Origin of the sequence: Pseudomonas tolaasii NCPPB 2192 (assembly GCF_002813445.1) — a bacterium.
Lineage (GTDB): Bacteria > Pseudomonadota > Gammaproteobacteria > Pseudomonadales > Pseudomonadaceae > Aquipseudomonas > Aquipseudomonas tolaasii.
Genome location: NZ_PHHD01000001.1, coordinates 5981114 through 6000519 on the forward strand (window position 1 = coordinate 5981114; position 19406 = coordinate 6000519).

Consider the following 19406-nt stretch of genomic DNA (forward strand, 5'->3'; position numbering starts at 1 on the left):
AAAACCTTAATAACAATTACTATCATTTGCATCGGAGTCGTATCCGCGCAGTGAGGACGCGCAACCGCCGTTGCCCTTTTCCTCACATTGACGGTTCGCCGTCAGGATCGACCATGCCCACCCGAATTTCCGTGCCGTTTCGCCCGACCCTGCTCGCCCTTTGCTGCTCACTGGGCCTCAGCGCCCACGCCGCAACCCCAGCCACCCCGCAGGATGCGAACACTCGTCAGGACGGCAACACGCTGGAATTGGGTGCCACCAACATCAACGCCGACGCCCCCGCGCCGAATGCACTGCCCCCGGTATACGCCGGCGGTCAGGTGGCGCGCGGTGGCCAATTGGGCGTGCTGGGCAATCAAGACATCATGGACGTGCCGTTCAGCATGTCCTCTTACACCGAGAAGCTGATCCGTGACCAGCAGGCCGAAAACATCGGCGACGTGCTGCTCAATGATTCCTCGGTGCGCCAGGCATCCGGGTTTTCCAACCAGGCCCAGGCCTTTGTGATCCGTGGCCTGCCGCTCAACGGTGACGATATTTCACTCAACGGGCTGTACGGCATTTTGCCGCGCCAGATCATGTCCACCGACGCGCTCGAGCGCGTGGAAGTGTTCAAGGGCCCCAATGCGTTTATTAACGGCGTCACGCCGGGCGGTTCGGGCATCGGCGGCGGAGTTAACCTGCAACTCAAGCGCGCCGATGACGTGCCGTTGCGCCGATTCAGCACGGATATCAGCAATGATGGCCGGGTCGGTGAACATCTGGACGTTGGTCAGCGTTTTGGCGAAGACAACCGTTTTGGCGCACGGGTGAACATTTCCCAGCGTGAAGGCGACACCGGCGTGGACGACGAGAGCCAGCGTTCGAAGCTGTTTTCCGTCGGCCTGGATTATCGCGGCGATGCGTTGCGGCTGTCGGGCGACTTTGTGTATCAAAAGCAACAGGTCAACGGCGGGCGCAACACGGTGCTGCTCGGCAGTGGTCTGACCCATATTCCCAAAGCGCCGTCTGCAGATACCAACTACGCACCGGACTGGGGCACCACCAGCCTCGAAGACACCTTCGGCATGCTGCGTGGCGAATATGATCTCAACGAAAACTGGACCGCCTACGTCGCCGGCGGCGCCAAGCACACCAATGAAATCGGGCGTTATTCCTCCGTCACCCTGAACGATACGCTGGGCAACGCCACGGTCAGCGGTTCGCACATTGCTCACCAGGAAGACAACACCAGCCTGATGGCCGGCCTGAACGGTAAATTCCAGACCGGCGCGGTCAGCCATAAACTGAACCTGGGCCTGACCGGCATCTGGACCCAGACCCGCAACGCCTTTGACTTTGCCTCAGGCAGCCAACCCACCAACATTTATAACCCGGCTGACTTAAGTGCGCCCGCCAAGGGCGGTTTCACCTCCGGCAGTGACCTCAATGACCCGGGCATTACTGCCAAGACATTCGCCCGCAGCGCGGCGGTGTCGGACACCCTGGGCTTTATGGATGACCGCTTGCTGTTCACCGCCGGCCTGCGCCGTCAGGAACTGGTCGTGCAGGGTTATGCCTATGGCACCGGCATACGCAACGCCAACTACAACAAGGGCATCACCACACCGGTGTATGGTCTGGTGTTCAAGCCGTGGGACCATGTGTCGTTCTACGCCAACCATATCGAGGGCCTGGCTTCAGGGCCAACTGCGCCGACCACCTTTGGCGGCGCGGTCGTGAGCAACGCCAACCAGACCTTCGCCCCGGCCCGTTCGAAACAGACCGAAGCCGGGGTGAAGGTTGATATGGGCACTTACGGCGCGACTCTGGGTGTGTACCGCATTGAGCAACCGACCCAGGGTTACTCGCAACTGGATGCTGGTGGTGGCGCGACCTTTGTGTTCCAGGGTGAGCAAGTCAACAAAGGCGTAGAGCTGAACGTCTTCGGCGAACCGGTCAGCGGCCTGCGCCTGCTGGGTGGTGCGACGATCATCCACACCGAAGTCAATGGCACTCAAAACGGCGCCAACGATGGCAATCGCGCTATCGGCGTACCGTCGTTCCAGCTCAACGCCGGGGTGGATTGGGACGTGCCCGGCCTGCAAGGCGTGAGCGTCAACGGGCGCATGCTGCGTACCGGCGGCCAATACGCGGACGCGGCAAACAACCTGAGCCTGCCGGCCTGGAACCGTTTCGATGTGGGCGCACGCTACAACTTCAAGGTGGAACAGCGGGATGTGACGCTGGGCGCAACCGTGGAAAACGTGGGGAATACCCGGTACTGGGAGTCGGCGCTGGGCGGGTACCTGACCCAGGGCGACCCACGCGTGGCCAAGTTGTCGGCGACGGTGGATTTCTGATCCACCCGCCTCCCACTTCGGTTGTCAGCGCATTGAATTATTAGAATGCGCTGGCAATATCAAATAGCTATATAGGAAAATAGCGCGATTCAAGAAAAGGATTTCATGCATGTCATATGCCCCCCCGCCGTCTCGCCCTGCAAATTTCGTTGATTGTTTCTGGTGTGTGGATGCCTCTGGCGTCTGAAGCAGAGATCATGATTGACACACAGAACACCACGACTCAGGTCATTGGTAACGGCGACCGGATAGATCCAAGTCTATGGGTCAAGAGCTCCGGCACTATCAATACGGTGCAAAATGCCGTTGAATTCAAAGCCACCCCGTTCTGGGTACCCACTGTCTACGTCAATAATTACGGCCGGATTGCGTCAACTGGCGCCGGAGCCATCGTTACTCGTGGCATTCAAAATGACTACGGCTACTACTATGTTCGTAACTATGCCGGCGCAGTCATTGAGGGTGCAAACGATGCCATTCGTATCGATACGACCTTAAATCAGTTCGGCGAAATCAATCTGAGTAATCGAGGCACTGTTCGCGCCTTGAGCGGCCAGGCAGTGGACTTCAGTAGTGTTACCGGAAACCGTGCACGTACGACGCTTGATAACAACACAGGTGGTGTTATCAGGTCTGAGTCCGGTGACGGCGTGCGCACGGGTTCTCACATGAACCTCAGCAATTACGGCGAAATATCTACCGGTGACCTGCGCAACGTTGCCGATGGATTCGACGCCATCAAAATCGATTCAGCCACGGATGTTCGAGTTTCAAACAGCGGCTTGATTTCTGGTGGTCGCAATGGCGTTTCCGGTGCGCACATCAGTTCGTTGAGTAACTATTTGGGCACGATCGAGGGGCGCAATGGTGCAGGTGTCATCTCTACAGGTGACGCCACGGTGTTCAACAGGGATGGCACGATCAAAGGCGGACAAGATGGCCGACTGACAAACATTGATGGTGACGGCGTACGGATTGGCGGCATAGCTCGCATCGATAATTGGGGAACGATTCAGGGCACCGGCTCCAGCGGTGTCGACAAAAATGGTCACGCCAATACCAGCGAAGGTGTGTCTATCGGTGGCGGCTATGTCTTCAACAGCGCCACGGGAGGGAGCATCACGGGGGCCAACAACGGTCTGATCGCAGGCAATGGCTTGGGCGGTTCGGCACTGGCTGCAACAACGCTGGAAAATTACGGCGAGATACGCGGCCAGGATGGCTATGGTGTGAGGCTGATCGGCAATTTTGATGATCAGGTGTCCAACGGAGGGCTGATCAGTGGCGCCAACGGCATAGCCCTGGATATGGGCGGTGGCAACGACACGCTGACCCTGAAATACGGCGCACGCTTTGAAGGTCTGGTCGATGGCGGCACCGGCCGTAACACCATGATCATGGATGGCTACAACCGTTACTCCTGGCCTTCCACGCCTGATGGCACTCTGGATGAAAGTCGTAATTTCCAATCACTGGAAGTGCGCAAGGGTTACTGGCAGATCAATGGAAAAACGGACTTTGATGAGGGCGTGCAAGTGTTCACCGGCGCGCTGCTGAAAAACCTGGGCTCCATCAACGGAAATGTTGTAGTTGATCAGGGGGCTGAATATCAGGGGAGCGGATCAGTTGGCAATCTAGTCATCAATGGCCAACTGACCACCAACACTCGATCAGGGGCACCTCAGGTCAATGGGGATTTCACCATGGCGCGTGGCTCTACCTTTTATTTCGCGACCAATGCCGATGGCAGCGCTGCAACTACCCACGTGACGGGCACTGCCAACCTCAATGGTGCCCGGTTGCTGCTGGAGCCCGGCGCGCCGTATGAATACCCGTGGCACAGTCAATTCCGCCTGCTTGAGGCCGGTAACATCATTGGCACTTTTGATGATTCCAACCTGAAAAACGACTACGCATTCCTCACACCAAAACTCAGTTACGCAGCCACTGCCGTTGACTTGAGCTACACCCGCAACGACATCCAGTTCATCGATTACGCCCGTACAGCAAACGGTGCTCGCGCGGTCAACAGTATTGAGTCGATTACATGGAGCCACTTGCCAGAGGGAGAAGGCCCGTTTCCCTACCCATGGTTTTTGCCTGCTCCAAACCCGCTCTATGACGCATTGCTGGCCACCTCCGAAACCACCGCCAGCGCGGCCATCGAAGCGTTGGCCGGCAGCAGCAATGCCAATCTGGCCAGCGCCACTCTGGTAGCCAGCGCTCAGATCGGCACCTCAATGCTTTCCGCCATGCGCCAGATGAACAGCAACTCAGGCTTGCTGGTCGGGCTTGAACCGGCACAAACCCCGGAGCTGGCCGCGACGGGCGTACCGAGCAGTGCTCGCAACCTGAACGACCCGAACGCACGCGGCCGCGTCTGGCTGCAAGGGATCGGCAGCTACGGCAAACTGGACGGCCAGCATGGCACCGACGCCTCGCAGCAGCGCACCCAGGGCAGCTTGCTGGGTGTGGACTGGTCATTGTCGCCCCTCTGGCGCCTGGGCGTACTGGGGGGTTATTCGAAGACTGACGTCGACAGCCACAACGTCGATAACACACTGCGCAGTTGGCACGTCGGCGCCTATGCCGTACGCCAGGATGGCCCGCTGGCTTTGCGACTGGGCGCTGCCTACAGCCATCATGTTGGCGATAACAAGCGCACAGTGGCGTTTGAAGGGTTCAACGAGCGCCCCAAGGGTGATTACGACGCCGACAGCCAGCAAACCTTCGCCGAAGTAGGTTACGCTCTGGGCACTGGCCGTTTCAGCATCGAACCTTTCGCCAACCTGGGTTATCAGCGCTATCACCGCGACAGCTTCCGCGAAAAAGGCAGCGTGGCAGCACTTCAGGTGGACGCCCAGACACAGGAAAACTTCAGCAGCACCTTCGGGATGCGCTTGGCACATCTGAGCCAACTGGAAAACGGTATCAGCCTGACGCCGCGCGCCAGCCTTGGCTGGCGACACCTTTATGGCAACGTAGACAGCGAGACACGCCAGGCGTTTCTGGTCGGAGGCGACGCGTTTAATGTTGAAGGCAGCGCCCTGGATCGCGACAGCCTGATGATTGAGGTTGGGCTGGACGTCGGTTTGTCTGCACGCCAGAGCTTGAGCGTAGGTTACAACGGGGAGCTGGGCAGCAGCAGTCGCAACCATGCGCTGGTTGGCCAATGGCAGATGAGTTTCTAAAACCTGCAAACAGGCTGGTGGCTGTCAGCGCATTTGCTCATCACTGACTCGCCACTAGACTCATGGCTTCTCTCACATGGAAGTCACCTCAATGAAACTCCCCCCTCTGCGCCCGGCCATCGCCTTGGCCACCCTGCTGTCCGTCGGCAACCTCTCCGCTTACGCTGCCGATATCCCGTTGTCCAAATCCCTGGAAGCCGATGAAGTGACCACCAAGGTGTTGTCGGTCGATGCCGCCAACCACCAGGTGGTGCTGGCGGGCGCCCAGGGCAACCCGGTGCATGTACAACTCAACGATGACGCCAAGGACCTGGGCAACCTCAAGGTGGGCGATCAAGTGAAAGTACTGACCACCCACTCGGTAGCCGCCGTACTCGACACCGATGTGGACAAGAGCGCCCCGGACTCCAGCGAGAAAACGGGCGTGCTGCGTGCCACCGCCGACAACCGGAACCCCGGTGGGGCAGCATTTCGCCAAGTGCAGGTACAACTGAAGATCACCCATATCGACCTGAAGAAAAACCAGGTCACCCTGGAAAACCCGACCGGCGCGACCAAGGTGCTGAACGTTGAAAAACCGGAGATCCGTGCCGGGCTCAAAGACCTGAAGGTCGGGCAGAGTGTGCTGGTGACCTTCACCGACACCCTGGAAATCACCACGGCCCACGAAGGCTGACGGTAAGGAGGACGGGCATCGGCAAGATGCCCGTTCGGTTCAGGCACGACGAGCCTGGTTGAGATAGGTTTCAATGTTGCCCATTTGCTCATCCCAGCCGCGGGAATTCATCTTGAAGGCTTTCTGCCGGCGAGCCTCGGGGACGGCATCAAAGCCGGATTCAACCACCCGCAGCAGAATGCCCGGCGCGCGATCCTCAAGGGTGAACTCCACCAACGTCGGCGTTTCCTTGTCGTAGTCGACACCCTCTTCCACCGCAAAGGGGTGCCACCGGAACGAAAACAACGTCTGCGGCAATATGCGCTCGATTTGGGCCTTCCACACCACATGTTCATAACCGGGGTAAGTAATCGGCGCTTCGATGGACTCCCCCGCCGTGAACGTTTCGCCTTTCAGGGCGATACCGAACCAGCTGCCAAACTGTTCGGCGTCCGTGAGCGCTTCCCAAACCTGTTTGCGTGACGCGTTGAGCAGGACTTTTCGTTCGATGCGATCCAATACGTGCATAAGTCACCTCCTCAATGAACAGTAGGCGACATCGACCAATACGCAACCCAGGCTTGAGCTATACGTGCGGGTCACCCGGTGCCTTGGCCGGGGTGGCGTACTGCGGTTTCAAATGGCCTTCCTGGTCGAGCAGCCAGGCGTCCATGATCTGCCGCACCACCGGACCTGCCACACGGCCACCGGCCTCGCCGTTTTCGATCATCACCGAAATTACGATCTTCGGATGTTCGGCTGGCGCAAAGCCGACGAACAGGGCGTTGTCCCTGTGACGTTCAAGGGTTTTGTTACGGTTATAACGCTCACCCTGTTTGATCGCGACCACCTGCGCCGTACCACTCTTGCCGGCAATCCGATATTGCGCGCCTTGCGCAGCAGCCCGAGCGATACCGCGCGGGTCGTGCATCACCAGTTGCATCCCATGGTTAACCTGCTCCCAATCACGCGGATCCTTGAGCACCACATTCGGCATCGGGTTTTCATCCACCGGCGGTACGCCGTTGATGGTCTTGGCCAGATGCGGGCGGTTCCACACGCCCTTGTTGGCAATCAGCGCCGTGGCCTGGGCCAGTTGCAGCGGCGTGACTTGCATGTAGCCTTGGCCAATGCCAAGGATCACGGTTTCCCCCGGGAACCAGGGTTGGCGCCGTGTCGCGCGTTTCCAGGCTTGGGACGGCATCAGGCCGGCGGATTCCTCAAACATGTCGAGAGACACTTTCTGGCCGAGGCCGAACTCAGCGAGGTAGTCATGCAGGCGGTCGATGCCGAGCTTGTGCGCCAAGTCATAGAAGTAGGTGTCGTTGGAACGCATGATGGCCGCGTCCATGTCCACCCAACCGTCACCACTGTGGTTCCAGTTGCGGTATTTGTGGTCAAAATCGGGTAATTGATAGTAACCGGGGTCGAACACCCGGGTTTGGGCGGTCACGACGCCACTGTCTAGGCCGGCGATAGCCACTTCCGGCTTGATGGTTGAACCCGGCGCGTAGAGCCCGCGCAACACGCGGTTGAACAGTGGTCGGTCAATGGAATCGTGCAGCGCGGCGTATTCCTTGAAACTGATTCCGGTGACAAAGCTGTTCGGGTCGAAGCTCGGCTTGCTGACCATGGCCAGCACTTCGCCTGTCTGCGGGTCGAGGGCAACGACGGAACCGCGACGATCGCCCAAAGCTTCTTCGGCCGCTTCCTGAAGATGGACATCGAGGCTTAAAACGATATTTTTGCCCGGCACCGGGTCAGTGTGTTTGAGCACACGCAGCACGCGGCCCTGTGCGTTGGTCTCAACCTCTTCATAACCCACGTGGCCGTGCAGCTCGGATTCGTAGAAGCGTTCGATGCCGGTCTTGCCGATGGACTGGGTACCGCGATACTCCACAGAGTCGAGGGCCTTGGATTCTTTTTCGTTGATGCGGCCAACGTAGCCAATCGAGTGGGCAAAATGTGCGCCCAATGGGTAGTGGCGAACGAATTGCGGCTCGACGTCTACCCCCGGAAGGCGGAATTCGTTGACGGCCAACACGGCGATTTGTTCTTCGGTCAACTCGTAAAACAGCGTGACCGGAACAAACGGGTGGCGCGCCTGTTTCAATGCCTTGTCGAATACGGCTCGGTCTTCAGCGGGCAGATGCAGCAGGTTGACGATGGCGTCCAGCTCACCTTTGAGGTCGGTGGCGCGCTCGCGGGTGATGGTCAGGTTGTAACTGGGGCGGTTATCGGCCAACACCACGCCGTTGCGATCGTAGATCAGCCCGCGGGTCGGCGTGATCGGCAACACGTGGACACGGTTATTTTCGGAAATCGTGGAGTGGTAGTCATATTGCACCACTTGAAGGAAATACATGCGGCCTACCAGGGCGCAGGTAATACCGATCACCAGCAACGCGCAGGCGAGCAGGCGCTTGTTGACCAGGCGGTTTTCTTTTTCGTGATCCTTGATAGGTATCGGTTCAGGCATTTCTACAGCATCTCGTTGAAGAAAGTCGACGCCGCATCCTGCGGATAAAAATCAATCCTTGTGAAAATGTGCTGCACCATACCAAAAATGCAGAAACACTTTGCATCGATTTCCCCAACGGCATGCTGTTTTGTCAGGACAGGACGGATTTTGGCTCTAGAAAGGCTTCCAGACCGTAAGTCCCGTATTCTCGGCCGATGCCGGACTGCTTGAAACCGCCGAACGGGGCGCGGGGCTCGTGGGCCAGGGTATTGATCAGCACGCGGCCTGCATCAATGTCTGAGGCCAGTTTTTGGGCTCTCTGTGGGTCAGAGGACAGAATGTAGGCCTGCAGGCCGTAGGGCGTGTCGTTGGCGATTGTCAGGGCCTCTTCTTCATCGTTGTAGGTGATGACCGACAGCACGGGGCCGAAGATTTCCTCGCGGGCAATCGTCATCTGGTTGGTGACACGGCTGAATACGGTGGGCCGGACGAACCAACCCGCTTCAATCCCGTCAGGCAAGCCAGGGCCACCGGCCAGCAAATGGGCCCCCTCTTCGATGCCGATCTGGATATAGCGCTGAACGCGTTGCCATTGCTTGAAACTGACCATGGGACCGACACTGGTATCCGGATGGGTGGGGTTACCTGCGCGGATGTGATTGATTTCCTGAACGATCAGCGCTTCTACTTCTGCCAGGCGCCCGGCGGGGACGAGGAGACGGCTGCCGGCAATGCAGGCCTGGCCGCTGTTCATGAAACCGGCTTGAAGTGCCATGGGTATGGCTTCTTTGAAGTCAGCGTCATCGAGTATCAGCACCGGCGACTTCCCACCCAGTTCCAGGGTAATGCGTTTCAGCGTTTCAGCCCCTGCTCGCAGGATTTGTTTGCCTACCGCAGTTGACCCGGTAAACGACACTTTGGCGATGTCGGGGTGGGTACTCAGCACGGCCCCCACAGTTTCGCCACGGCCTGTAACAATGTTGAAGACACCCGGCGGAAGGCCGGCTTGGTGCAGGGCTCGTGTGACGATAGAGGTCTGCAGCGCGCTCATCTCACTCGGTTTGATCACCGCGGTACAACCGGCCGCCAACGCAGCAGCCAGCTTGCCGCAAATGAAACCGGCATTGCTGTTCCAGGGCGTTATGAGGCCGGCAACGCCTAGAGCTTGCATGGTGATTTCGGCGATGCCGATTTTCCGCGTGAAATCGTAATCCTCCAGCACCGCCGCGGTCTCACTCAGAACACTGGCGGCATGCTTGGCCATCCACGACGCCCGGGATACGGGCGCGCCATATTCTTCGATGATGGCCTCCGTCAACTCTGACTCCACGGAGGTGATTGCGGCGTGCATGCGCCGCAGGTTAGCAACGCGCTCTGATTTTGTTGTCCGAGAAAATAACGGGAACGCTGCCTTTGCTGCGCTGATTGCATTCAGTGCATCTCTTTCATCAGCCAGCCGAACCTGGCCAATACGCCGGGCAGTGGCAGGGTTGAACAAGTCGAACAGCTCTTCGCCGTGTGGGGTGACAAATTGTCCGTTGATATAGATCTGGTTGATCTGGTGCATAGGGCCTCCGTAGACACTTTGTTGATGTGCTCCACGGTATGTCACTATGATTGATCTGATAATCCGTACAAACACGAATGACTTGATGAGAAATTCAGGACAATGAATACATCAGGCTTAAATGAATTAGAGGCAGTGCTGGCGGTAGCACGCCATCGCAGCTTTCGGGCGGCAGCAACCGAGTTGGATGTTTCAACATCGGCGCTGAGCCATTCAATCGCGGCGCTTGAGGCGCGCATGGGTGTCCGACTGTTCAATCGTACAACGCGTAGCGTGTCGCTATCGGAGGTCGGGGCAGAGTTCGTCGGCACGATCACACCTGCACTTTCGACCATCCGGATTGCGCTGGAACAAGCTGGGAATAGCCAGGCTGCGCCCACTGGCACATTACGGCTCAATACATCCGCGGGTGCGGCCAAACAGGTGATGCCGCTGTTATTGGAGTACGTGCGGCGTTATCCGCAAATGAAGCTTGATATCGTCACGGAGGGCCGACTGGTCGACATAGTGTCTCAAGGGTTCGACGCAGGAATTCGTCTGGGCGACAGCGTTCCTCAAGATATGATCGCCCTCGATATCAGCCCGCCACAACGCTTTGCTGTTGTTGGCAGCCCCGCCTACTTTGCCAGGCACCCTGCCCCGTTGAGCCCTCTGGATTTAAACGCTCATGAGTGCATCCGCAGTCGAATGCCGAGTGGAGCGATCTATCGATGGGAGTTTGAACGCCACGGGGAAAATATTGCCGTCGACGTACCAGGCGCACTGACACTGGATAACCCGACTTTGATGCTTCAAGCCGCCAGAGCAGGGCTGGGGCTGACTTATTTGACGGAGTGGAATGCCGCTGCAGATATGGCCGAAGGGACATTAGTGCGCGTACTTGAGGAGTGGACGCCGCCTTTTGATTCGCTGCGGCTCTATTACCCAGGCAGACGTCATATTCCGGCAGGGTTAAGGGCGTTGATTGATTTGATCAAGGAGCAAGCGTTTTGACGGCGAGTCTTGACTCGACCCTTTCCGACCGCCCAAAACAAAACCCCAACTGCTTTCGCAATTGGGGTTTCGGAATTTAATCTTGACGATGACCTACTCTCACATGGGGAAACCCCACACTACCATCGGCGATGCATCGTTTCACTACTGAGTTCGGGATGGGATCAGGTGGTTCCAATGCTCTATGGTCGTCAAGAAATTCGGGTACTGAGTCGTGGCGTGTGCCTCGCTTCAGCAAATTGGGTATGTGACAGCTTTCGGTGTTTTGTGAGCGTCGAACTTTCGGTTCATTTCGTCTTCACACACCGCAATCTGATGCTCGTTAGAGTAGTCAAATTGCTTGGGTGTTATATGGTCAAGCCTCACGGGCAATTAGTATTGGTTAGCTCAACGCCTCACAGCGCTTACACACCCAACCTATCAACGTCGTAGTCTTCGACGGCCCTTCAGGGAACTCAAGGTTCCAGTGAGATCTCATCTTGAGGCTAGTTTCCCGCTTAGATGCTTTCAGCGGTTATCTATTCCGAACATAGCTACCCGGCAATGCCACTGGCGTGACAACCGGAACACCAGAGGTTCGTCCACTCCGGTCCTCTCGTACTAGGAGCAGCCCCTCTCAAATCTCAAACGTCCACGGCAGATAGGGACCGAACTGTCTCACGACGTTCTAAACCCAGCTCGCGTACCACTTTAAATGGCGAACAGCCATACCCTTGGGACCGGCTTCAGCCCCAGGATGTGATGAGCCGACATCGAGGTGCCAAACACCGCCGTCGATATGAACTCTTGGGCGGTATCAGCCTGTTATCCCCGGAGTACCTTTTATCCGTTGAGCGATGGCCCTTCCATACAGAACCACCGGATCACTAAGACCTACTTTCGTACCTGCTCGACGTGTCTGTCTCGCAGTCAAGCGCGCTTTTGCCTTTATACTCTACGACCGATTTCCGACCGGTCTGAGCGCACCTTCGTACTCCTCCGTTACTCTTTAGGAGGAGACCGCCCCAGTCAAACTACCCACCATACACTGTCCTCGATCCGGATAACGGACCTGAGTTAGAACCTCAAAGTTGCCAGGGTGGTATTTCAAGGATGGCTCCACGCAGACTGGCGTCCACGCTTCAAAGCCTCCCACCTATCCTACACAAGCAAATTCAAAGTCCAGTGCAAAGCTATAGTAAAGGTTCACGGGGTCTTTCCGTCTAGCCGCGGATACACTGCATCTTCACAGCGATTTCAATTTCACTGAGTCTCGGGTGGAGACAGCGCCGCCATCGTTACGCCATTCGTGCAGGTCGGAACTTACCCGACAAGGAATTTCGCTACCTTAGGACCGTTATAGTTACGGCCGCCGTTTACCGGGGCTTCGATCAAGAGCTTCGCGTTAGCTAACCCCATCAATTAACCTTCCGGCACCGGGCAGGCGTCACACCCTATACGTCCACTTTCGTGTTTGCAGAGTGCTGTGTTTTTAATAAACAGTCGCAGCGGCCTGGTATCTTCGACCGGCATGAGCTTACGGAGCAAGTCCTTCACCCTCACCGGCGCACCTTCTCCCGAAGTTACGGTGCCATTTTGCCTAGTTCCTTCACCCGAGTTCTCTCAAGCGCCTTGGTATTCTCTACCCAACCACCTGTGTCGGTTTGGGGTACGGTTCCTGGTTACCTGAAGCTTAGAAGCTTTTCTTGGAAGCATGGCATCAACCACTTCGCTAACTAAAAGTTAGCTCGTCATCAGCTCTCGGCCTTAAGATCCCGGATTTACCTAAGATCTCAGCCTACCACCTTAAACTTGGACAACCAACGCCAAGCTGGCCTAGCCTTCTCCGTCCCTCCATCGCAATAACCAGAAGTACAGGAATATTAACCTGTTTTCCATCGACTACGCTTTTCAGCCTCGCCTTAGGGACCGACTAACCCTGCGTCGATTAACGTTGCGCAGGAAACCTTGGTCTTTCGGCGTGGGTGTTTTTCACACCCATTGTCGTTACTCATGTCAGCATTCGCACTTCTGATACCTCCAGCAAGCTTCTCAACTCACCTTCACAGGCTTACAGAACGCTCCTCTACCGCATCACTTACGTGATACCCGTAGCTTCGGTGTATGGTTTGAGCCCCGTTACATCTTCCGCGCAGGCCGACTCGACTAGTGAGCTATTACGCTTTCTTTAAAGGGTGGCTGCTTCTAAGCCAACCTCCTAGCTGTCTAAGCCTTCCCACATCGTTTCCCACTTAACCATAACTTTGGGACCTTAGCTGACGGTCTGGGTTGTTTCCCTTTTCACGACGGACGTTAGCACCCGCCGTGTGTCTCCCATGCTCGGCACTTGTAGGTATTCGGAGTTTGCATCGGTTTGGTAAGTCGGGATGACCCCCTAGCCGAAACAGTGCTCTACCCCCTACAGTGATACATGAGGCGCTACCTAAATAGCTTTCGAGGAGAACCAGCTATCTCCGAGCTTGATTAGCCTTTCACTCCGATCCACAGGTCATCCGCTAACTTTTCAACGGTAGTCGGTTCGGTCCTCCAGTTAGTGTTACCCAACCTTCAACCTGCCCATGGATAGATCGCCCGGTTTCGGGTCTATTCCCAGCGACTAGACGCCCTATTAAGACTCGCTTTCGCTACGCCTCCCCTATTCGGTTAAGCTCGCCACTGAAAATAAGTCGCTGACCCATTATACAAAAGGTACGCAGTCACAGAACAAAGTCTGCTCCCACTGCTTGTACGCATACGGTTTCAGGATCTATTTCACTCCCCTCTCCGGGGTTCTTTTCGCCTTTCCCTCACGGTACTAGTTCACTATCGGTCAGTCAGTAGTATTTAGCCTTGGAGGATGGTCCCCCCATATTCAGACAAAGTTTCTCGTGCTCCGTCCTACTCGATTTCATGACTAAGAGATTTTCGCGTACAGGGCTATCACCCACTATGGCCGCACTTTCCAGAGCGTTCCGCTAATCTCAAAGCCACTTAAGGGCTAGTCCCCGTTCGCTCGCCACTACTAAGGGAATCTCGGTTGATTTCTTTTCCTCAGGGTACTTAGATGTTTCAGTTCCCCTGGTTCGCTTCTTGCACCTATGTATTCAGTACAAGATAACCATCTTATGATGGTTGGGTTCCCCCATTCAGACATCTCCGGATCAAAGTCTGTTTGCCGACTCCCCGAAGCTTTTCGCAGGCTACCACGTCTTTCATCGCCTCTGACTGCCAAGGCATCCACCGTATGCGCTTCTTCACTTGACCATATAACCCCAAGCAATCTGGTTATACTGTGAAGACGACATTCGCCGAAAATTCGAATTTCTCAACTAAGAGAACTCACAAATTTTACCTTAGCCTGATCCGTTACCAGTGAAAGTAACGTTCAGTCTATCTTTCTATCACATACCCAAATTTTTAAAGAACGATCTAATCAAAGACTAGAAATCAACATTCACCATCACACTGATGGAATGCTCATTTCTAAGCTTTAAAACTTCAGAAGCAGTAGTGGTGGAGCCAAGCGGGATCGAACCGCTGACCTCCTGCGTGCAAGGCAGGCGCTCTCCCAGCTGAGCTATGGCCCCGTATTTCTACAGGCGTTTCCCACACAAAATTGGTGGGTCTGGGCAGATTCGAACTGCCGACCTCACCCTTATCAGGGGTGCGCTCTAACCAACTGAGCTACAGACCCAATTTCGGGCTGCTTCTTATCGTCTTCTTCAATGAATCAAGCAATTCGTGTGGGAACTTATGGAGCAGCTGATGTCGTCGATTAAGGAGGTGATCCAGCCGCAGGTTCCCCTACGGCTACCTTGTTACGACTTCACCCCAGTCATGAATCACACCGTGGTAACCGTCCTCCCGAAGGTTAGACTAGCTACTTCTGGTGCAACCCACTCCCATGGTGTGACGGGCGGTGTGTACAAGGCCCGGGAACGTATTCACCGCGACATTCTGATTCGCGATTACTAGCGATTCCGACTTCACGCAGTCGAGTTGCAGACTGCGATCCGGACTACGATCGGTTTTATGGGATTAGCTCCACCTCGCGGCTTGGCAACCCTCTGTACCGACCATTGTAGCACGTGTGTAGCCCAGGCCGTAAGGGCCATGATGACTTGACGTCATCCCCACCTTCCTCCGGTTTGTCACCGGCAGTCTCCTTAGAGTGCCCACCATAACGTGCTGGTAACTAAGGACAAGGGTTGCGCTCGTTACGGGACTTAACCCAACATCTCACGACACGAGCTGACGACAGCCATGCAGCACCTGTCTCAATGTTCCCGAAGGCACCAATCCATCTCTGGAAAGTTCATTGGATGTCAAGGCCTGGTAAGGTTCTTCGCGTTGCTTCGAATTAAACCACATGCTCCACCGCTTGTGCGGGCCCCCGTCAATTCATTTGAGTTTTAACCTTGCGGCCGTACTCCCCAGGCGGTCAACTTAATGCGTTAGCTGCGCCACTAAAAGCTCAAGGCTTCCAACGGCTAGTTGACATCGTTTACGGCGTGGACTACCAGGGTATCTAATCCTGTTTGCTCCCCACGCTTTCGCACCTCAGTGTCAGTATTAGTCCAGGTGGTCGCCTTCGCCACTGGTGTTCCTTCCTATATCTACGCATTTCACCGCTACACAGGAAATTCCACCACCCTCTACCATACTCTAGTCAGTCAGTTTTGAATGCAGTTCCCAGGTTGAGCCCGGGGATTTCACATCCAACTTAACAAACCACCTACGCGCGCTTTACGCCCAGTAATTCCGATTAACGCTTGCACCCTCTGTATTACCGCGGCTGCTGGCACAGAGTTAGCCGGTGCTTATTCTGTCGGTAACGTCAAAACAGTTACGTATTAGGCAACTGCCCTTCCTCCCAACTTAAAGTGCTTTACAATCCGAAGACCTTCTTCACACACGCGGCATGGCTGGATCAGGCTTTCGCCCATTGTCCAATATTCCCCACTGCTGCCTCCCGTAGGAGTCTGGACCGTGTCTCAGTTCCAGTGTGACTGATCATCCTCTCAGACCAGTTACGGATCGTCGCCTTGGTGAGCCATTACCTCACCAACTAGCTAATCCGACCTAGGCTCATCTGATAGCGCAAGGCCCGAAGGTCCCCTGCTTTCTCCCGTAGGACGTATGCGGTATTAGCGTCCGTTTCCGGACGTTATCCCCCACTACCAGGCAGATTCCTAGGCATTACTCACCCGTCCGCCGCTCTCAAGAGAAGCAAGCTTCTCTCTACCGCTCGACTTGCATGTGTTAGGCCTGCCGCCAGCGTTCAATCTGAGCCATGATCAAACTCTTCAGTTCAAACATCTTTGGGTTTTTAAGAAACCCTAAACTTGGCTCAGCAATCGTTGGTTACATCTTTGATTTCTCGCGGAGTAACTTGTGATGCTGATAATCTTGTTGACTATCAGTCTGACTCCACAAGCACCCACACGAATTGCTTGATTCAGTTGTTAAAGAGCGGTTGGTTAAGATCTTTCGTCTCAACCGAGGCGCGCATTCTACAGCAGCCTCATTTGCTGTCAAGTGATTATTTTCAGAAGTTTTCGAAGATTTCTTCAACAACTTCAACCACTTGCGCTTCCGATCTCTCGTTAGCGGGAGGCGAATTCTACAGCGTTACACGCTGCTGTCAACACCTCTTTTTCTCCGCTTTCGACCGAGAGGATCGAAACGTTAACAGAGCCAAACAACGCCGCCCTATCAACTCCTTCTGGGCTTCGATTAACTGAAGCAATTCGCTCTCGAAACTTACTTAACTCATTGAAACTCAAGGAGTTTTCCGTTTCGACTGCGCCGGAAGTGGGGCGAATTATAGACTTCCAGAATCTGCCGTCAACCCTTAATTTCGTTTTTCTATCAAACAAACAGAAACCCGTGGACCCCCTCCTATATATAAGGCAACACATAGCTCAATGAGCAATATATTGCTCAAAACAAAACAGTTAAGCATCATAGCGACTTCCGCTCTCCTATCCTTACTTCGGACGCCTTCTTCAAATGACCCCCCCTTCCCGCGGCCTGGCTTCGACACTGTTCCCCGTCGGCCTGCTGCTGATTGCCATGGCCTCGATCCAATCCGGCGCATCGCTGGCCAAAAGCATGTTTCCCATCGTCGGCGCCCAAGGGACTACAACCCTGCGGCTGATTTTCGCCAGCGTAATAATGCTGCTTCTGCTACGCCCATGGCGCGCCAGGCTGACGGCCAAATCCCTGCGCACCGTCGTCATCTACGGGATGGCGCTGGGCGGCATGAACTTTCTCTTCTATATGTCACTGCGCACCGTGCCCTTGGGCATTGCGGTTGCCCTGGAATTCACCGGCCCGCTGGCCGTTGCCATCTATGCGTCGCGCCGAGCGGTGGATTTCCTGTGGATTGCGCTGGCAATCGTAGGCCTTCTTCTACTGATTCCCAGCGGAGACACCAGCAACGGTATCGATTTGATCGGTGCCGCTTACGCGCTGGGCGCAGGCATCTGCTGGGCGCTCTACATCCTGTTCGGCCAGAAGGCAGGGAATGACAATGGCGTACAAACCGCCGCCCTTGGAGTGATGATCGCCGCTCTGTTCGTGGCCCCTATTGGAATCGTTCACGCCGGGGCGGCCTTGCTGACGCCGGCGCTGATCCCGATTGCCATCGGCGTCGCCGTTTTATCCACGGCCTTACCCTATACCCTGGAAATGGTCGCCCTCACGCGCCTGCCTGCACGCACCTTCGGTACCCTCATGAGTATCGAACCGGCATTCGGCGCCTTGTCCGGCTTGTTCTTCCTGCAAGAACACTTGTCCCTTGCTCAATGGCTGGCCATCACCTGCATCATCCTGGCCTCCGTGGGCGCCACGCTGACGATGCGCAATGAATCCAAACCGCTGGTGCCAGCCGATTGACTGGCTTTGCTTTAAAGGTAGCTCTGGTATTTGCCGCGCATTTAGGCCATGTTTAGCCCGTAAACGAATGTCATTCATGGAGAATTTCGACAGGGACAGCTGAACGCTACAATCGAGAGCGAGTAAAGCCTGCTTTGGCCCTTTTGGCGCAGCGGCTATAAGGATTGGAATGAAGCGAATTTTGATACTGTTAATGGTCGTGGCTATTGCCGGCTGTGCTGCGACCACCAAGACAGAAGTGAAACGGGGCAAAAAAGGGCTGCATATCAACTGTTCCGGCCTGTCCTCCTCCTGGGATCAGTGCTACACCAGTGCCGCCAACTCATGCGGCGCCAAGGGCTACCGGGTGATTGCCAAATCAGGTGACAACTCGGAAGAGCCAGGGGATTACCCATTCGGCCTTAACCCGGCCGGCTATACCAGCCGCAGCATGATCGTCATCTGTAAATGAAGCTTCGAGCAGTCACCCGCGACTGCTCATTAAATTGCCGAACAATACCTCCCCTTGGCAATGCTGGGTCTAGACTCCTGCTCGACAATCGAGCCAATGGAGTTCCCCATGACCCTCAACAAGAAAATCGTATTGGTAGTGGGTGCCGGCGATGCCACCGGCGGTGCCATTGCCAAGCGTTTTGCCCGCGAAGGTTACGTTGCCTGCGTCACCCGTCGCAGCGCCGACAAATTGCAACCTCTGGTAGAGAGCATCCGGGCAGCGGGAGGCCAAGCCCATGGCTTTGCCTGCGATGCCCGTAAAGAAGAAGACGTGATCGCCCTGATCGAGCAGATTGAAACCGAGCTGGGGCCCGTCGAGGCCTTCGTCTTTAACATCGGCGCCAATGTGCCGTGCAGCATTCTTGAAGAAACCGCGCGTAAATACTTCAAGATCTGGGAGATGGCCTGCTTCTCGGGTTTCCTGAATGCTCGCGAGGTCGCCAAGCGCATGGTCACGCGTAACCGCGGCACGATCCTGTTCACCGGCGCCACCGCGGGCTTGCGTGGCGGCCCGGGCTTTGCCGCATTCGCCGGCGCCAAGCACGGCATTCGGGCGCTTGCGCAAAGCATGGCGCGGGAGCTGGGCCCCATGAATATTCACGTAGCCCATGTGGTCGTCGACGGCGCCATCGACACGGACTTCATTCGCGACAATTTCCCGCAAAAGTACGCCCAGAAAGATCAGGACGGCATACTCAACCCCGATCACATTGCCGACAACTATTGGTTCCTGCACAGCCAGCCGCGCGACGCCTGGACCTTCGAACTGGACCTGCGCCCCTGGAATGAACCCTGGTAAGCCCGCTCTCATAACAACAAGGCACGA

Annotated in this window: 10 protein-coding genes, 2 tRNA genes and 3 rRNA genes; 7 read left to right on the top strand and 8 right to left on the bottom strand. The window is 55.9% G+C overall.

Annotation, left to right across the window (positions count from 1 at the left end):
• The first annotated feature begins 113 nt into the window (after positions 1-113).
• The 3 genes from ATI14_RS27140 (at position 114) to ATI14_RS27150 (ending at position 6209) form a co-directional block, all read left to right on the top strand.
• Positions 114-2342 (top strand): TonB-dependent receptor, encoded by a 2229-nt coding sequence (locus tag ATI14_RS27140; protein ID WP_016968814.1) that lies wholly within the window; start codon positions 114-116, stop codon positions 2340-2342.
• Positions 2343-2458: 116 nt separating this feature from the next.
• A complete protein-coding gene (locus ATI14_RS27145) occupies positions 2459-5533 on the top strand; it encodes an autotransporter outer membrane beta-barrel domain-containing protein (RefSeq protein WP_031319349.1) in 3075 nt (1024 codons plus the stop codon).
• A 91-nt stretch (positions 5534-5624) separates the two neighbouring features.
• Positions 5625-6209: a hypothetical protein gene (locus tag ATI14_RS27150; RefSeq protein WP_016968812.1), complete on the top strand. Its 585-nt coding sequence runs from the start codon at positions 5625-5627 to the stop codon at positions 6207-6209.
• A 39-nt stretch (positions 6210-6248) separates the two neighbouring features.
• Here ATI14_RS27150 and ATI14_RS27155 read toward each other — a convergent pair whose 3' ends face one another.
• The 3 genes from ATI14_RS27155 to ATI14_RS27165 all read right to left on the bottom strand — a co-directional run bounded on the left by ATI14_RS27155 (position 6249) and on the right by ATI14_RS27165 (position 10216).
• On the bottom strand, positions 6249-6716 hold the full coding sequence (locus ATI14_RS27155) for an SRPBCC family protein (protein ID WP_080520611.1): 468 nt from the start codon (positions 6714-6716) through the stop codon (positions 6249-6251).
• 58 nt (positions 6717-6774) lie between these two features.
• Positions 6775-8667 carry a penicillin-binding protein 2 gene (gene mrdA, locus ATI14_RS27160; protein WP_016968810.1) on the bottom strand — a complete coding sequence of 631 codons (1893 nt, stop codon included), beginning with the start codon at positions 8665-8667 and terminating at the stop codon, positions 6775-6777.
• Positions 8668-8800: 133 nt separating this feature from the next.
• Complete coding sequence (locus tag ATI14_RS27165) at positions 8801-10216, bottom strand: aldehyde dehydrogenase family protein (protein WP_016968809.1); 1416 nt, start codon at positions 10214-10216, stop codon at positions 8801-8803.
• Positions 10217-10318: 102 nt separating this feature from the next.
• Here ATI14_RS27165 and ATI14_RS27170 point away from each other — a divergent pair, with 102 nt between their 5' ends.
• The gene (locus ATI14_RS27170; RefSeq protein WP_026083402.1) at positions 10319-11209 is read left to right on the top strand and encodes a LysR family transcriptional regulator; all 891 of its coding nucleotides are present in this window, start codon (positions 10319-10321) and stop codon (positions 11207-11209) included.
• Positions 11210-11289: 80 nt separating this feature from the next.
• Here the strand turns inward: ATI14_RS27170 and rrf are convergent.
• The 5 genes from rrf to ATI14_RS27195 form a co-directional block, all read right to left on the bottom strand.
• Positions 11290-11405: ribosomal RNA gene (gene rrf / locus ATI14_RS27175) — 5S ribosomal RNA — on the bottom strand.
• Positions 11406-11560: 155 nt separating this feature from the next.
• Positions 11561-14452, bottom strand: a 23S ribosomal RNA gene (locus ATI14_RS27180).
• Between the two features lie 247 nt (positions 14453-14699).
• Positions 14700-14775 (bottom strand) — tRNA-Ala (locus tag ATI14_RS27185).
• Positions 14776-14805: 30 nt separating this feature from the next.
• Positions 14806-14882, bottom strand: a tRNA-Ile gene (locus ATI14_RS27190).
• A gap of 82 nt (positions 14883-14964) precedes the next feature.
• A 16S ribosomal RNA gene (locus ATI14_RS27195) occupies positions 14965-16501 on the bottom strand.
• Together the 16S, 23S and 5S rRNA genes with 2 tRNA genes alongside form the textbook arrangement of a ribosomal RNA operon.
• Before the next feature lie 699 nt (positions 16502-17200).
• Between ATI14_RS27195 and rhtA the strand changes: the two genes are divergently transcribed.
• From rhtA to ATI14_RS27215, 3 genes are all read left to right on the top strand, one after another.
• Positions 17201-18088 carry a threonine/homoserine exporter RhtA gene (gene rhtA, locus ATI14_RS27205; protein ID WP_080520410.1) on the top strand — a complete coding sequence of 296 codons (888 nt, stop codon included), beginning with the start codon at positions 17201-17203 and terminating at the stop codon, positions 18086-18088.
• A gap of 169 nt (positions 18089-18257) precedes the next feature.
• Positions 18258-18539, top strand: coding sequence for a hypothetical protein (locus ATI14_RS27210; RefSeq protein ID WP_016969010.1), 282 nt, complete (start codon positions 18258-18260; stop codon positions 18537-18539).
• 108 nt (positions 18540-18647) lie between these two features.
• The gene (locus tag ATI14_RS27215) at positions 18648-19379 is read left to right on the top strand and encodes an SDR family oxidoreductase (RefSeq protein ID WP_016969009.1); all 732 of its coding nucleotides are present in this window, start codon (positions 18648-18650) and stop codon (positions 19377-19379) included.
• The last annotated feature ends 27 nt before the right edge of the window (positions 19380-19406 follow it).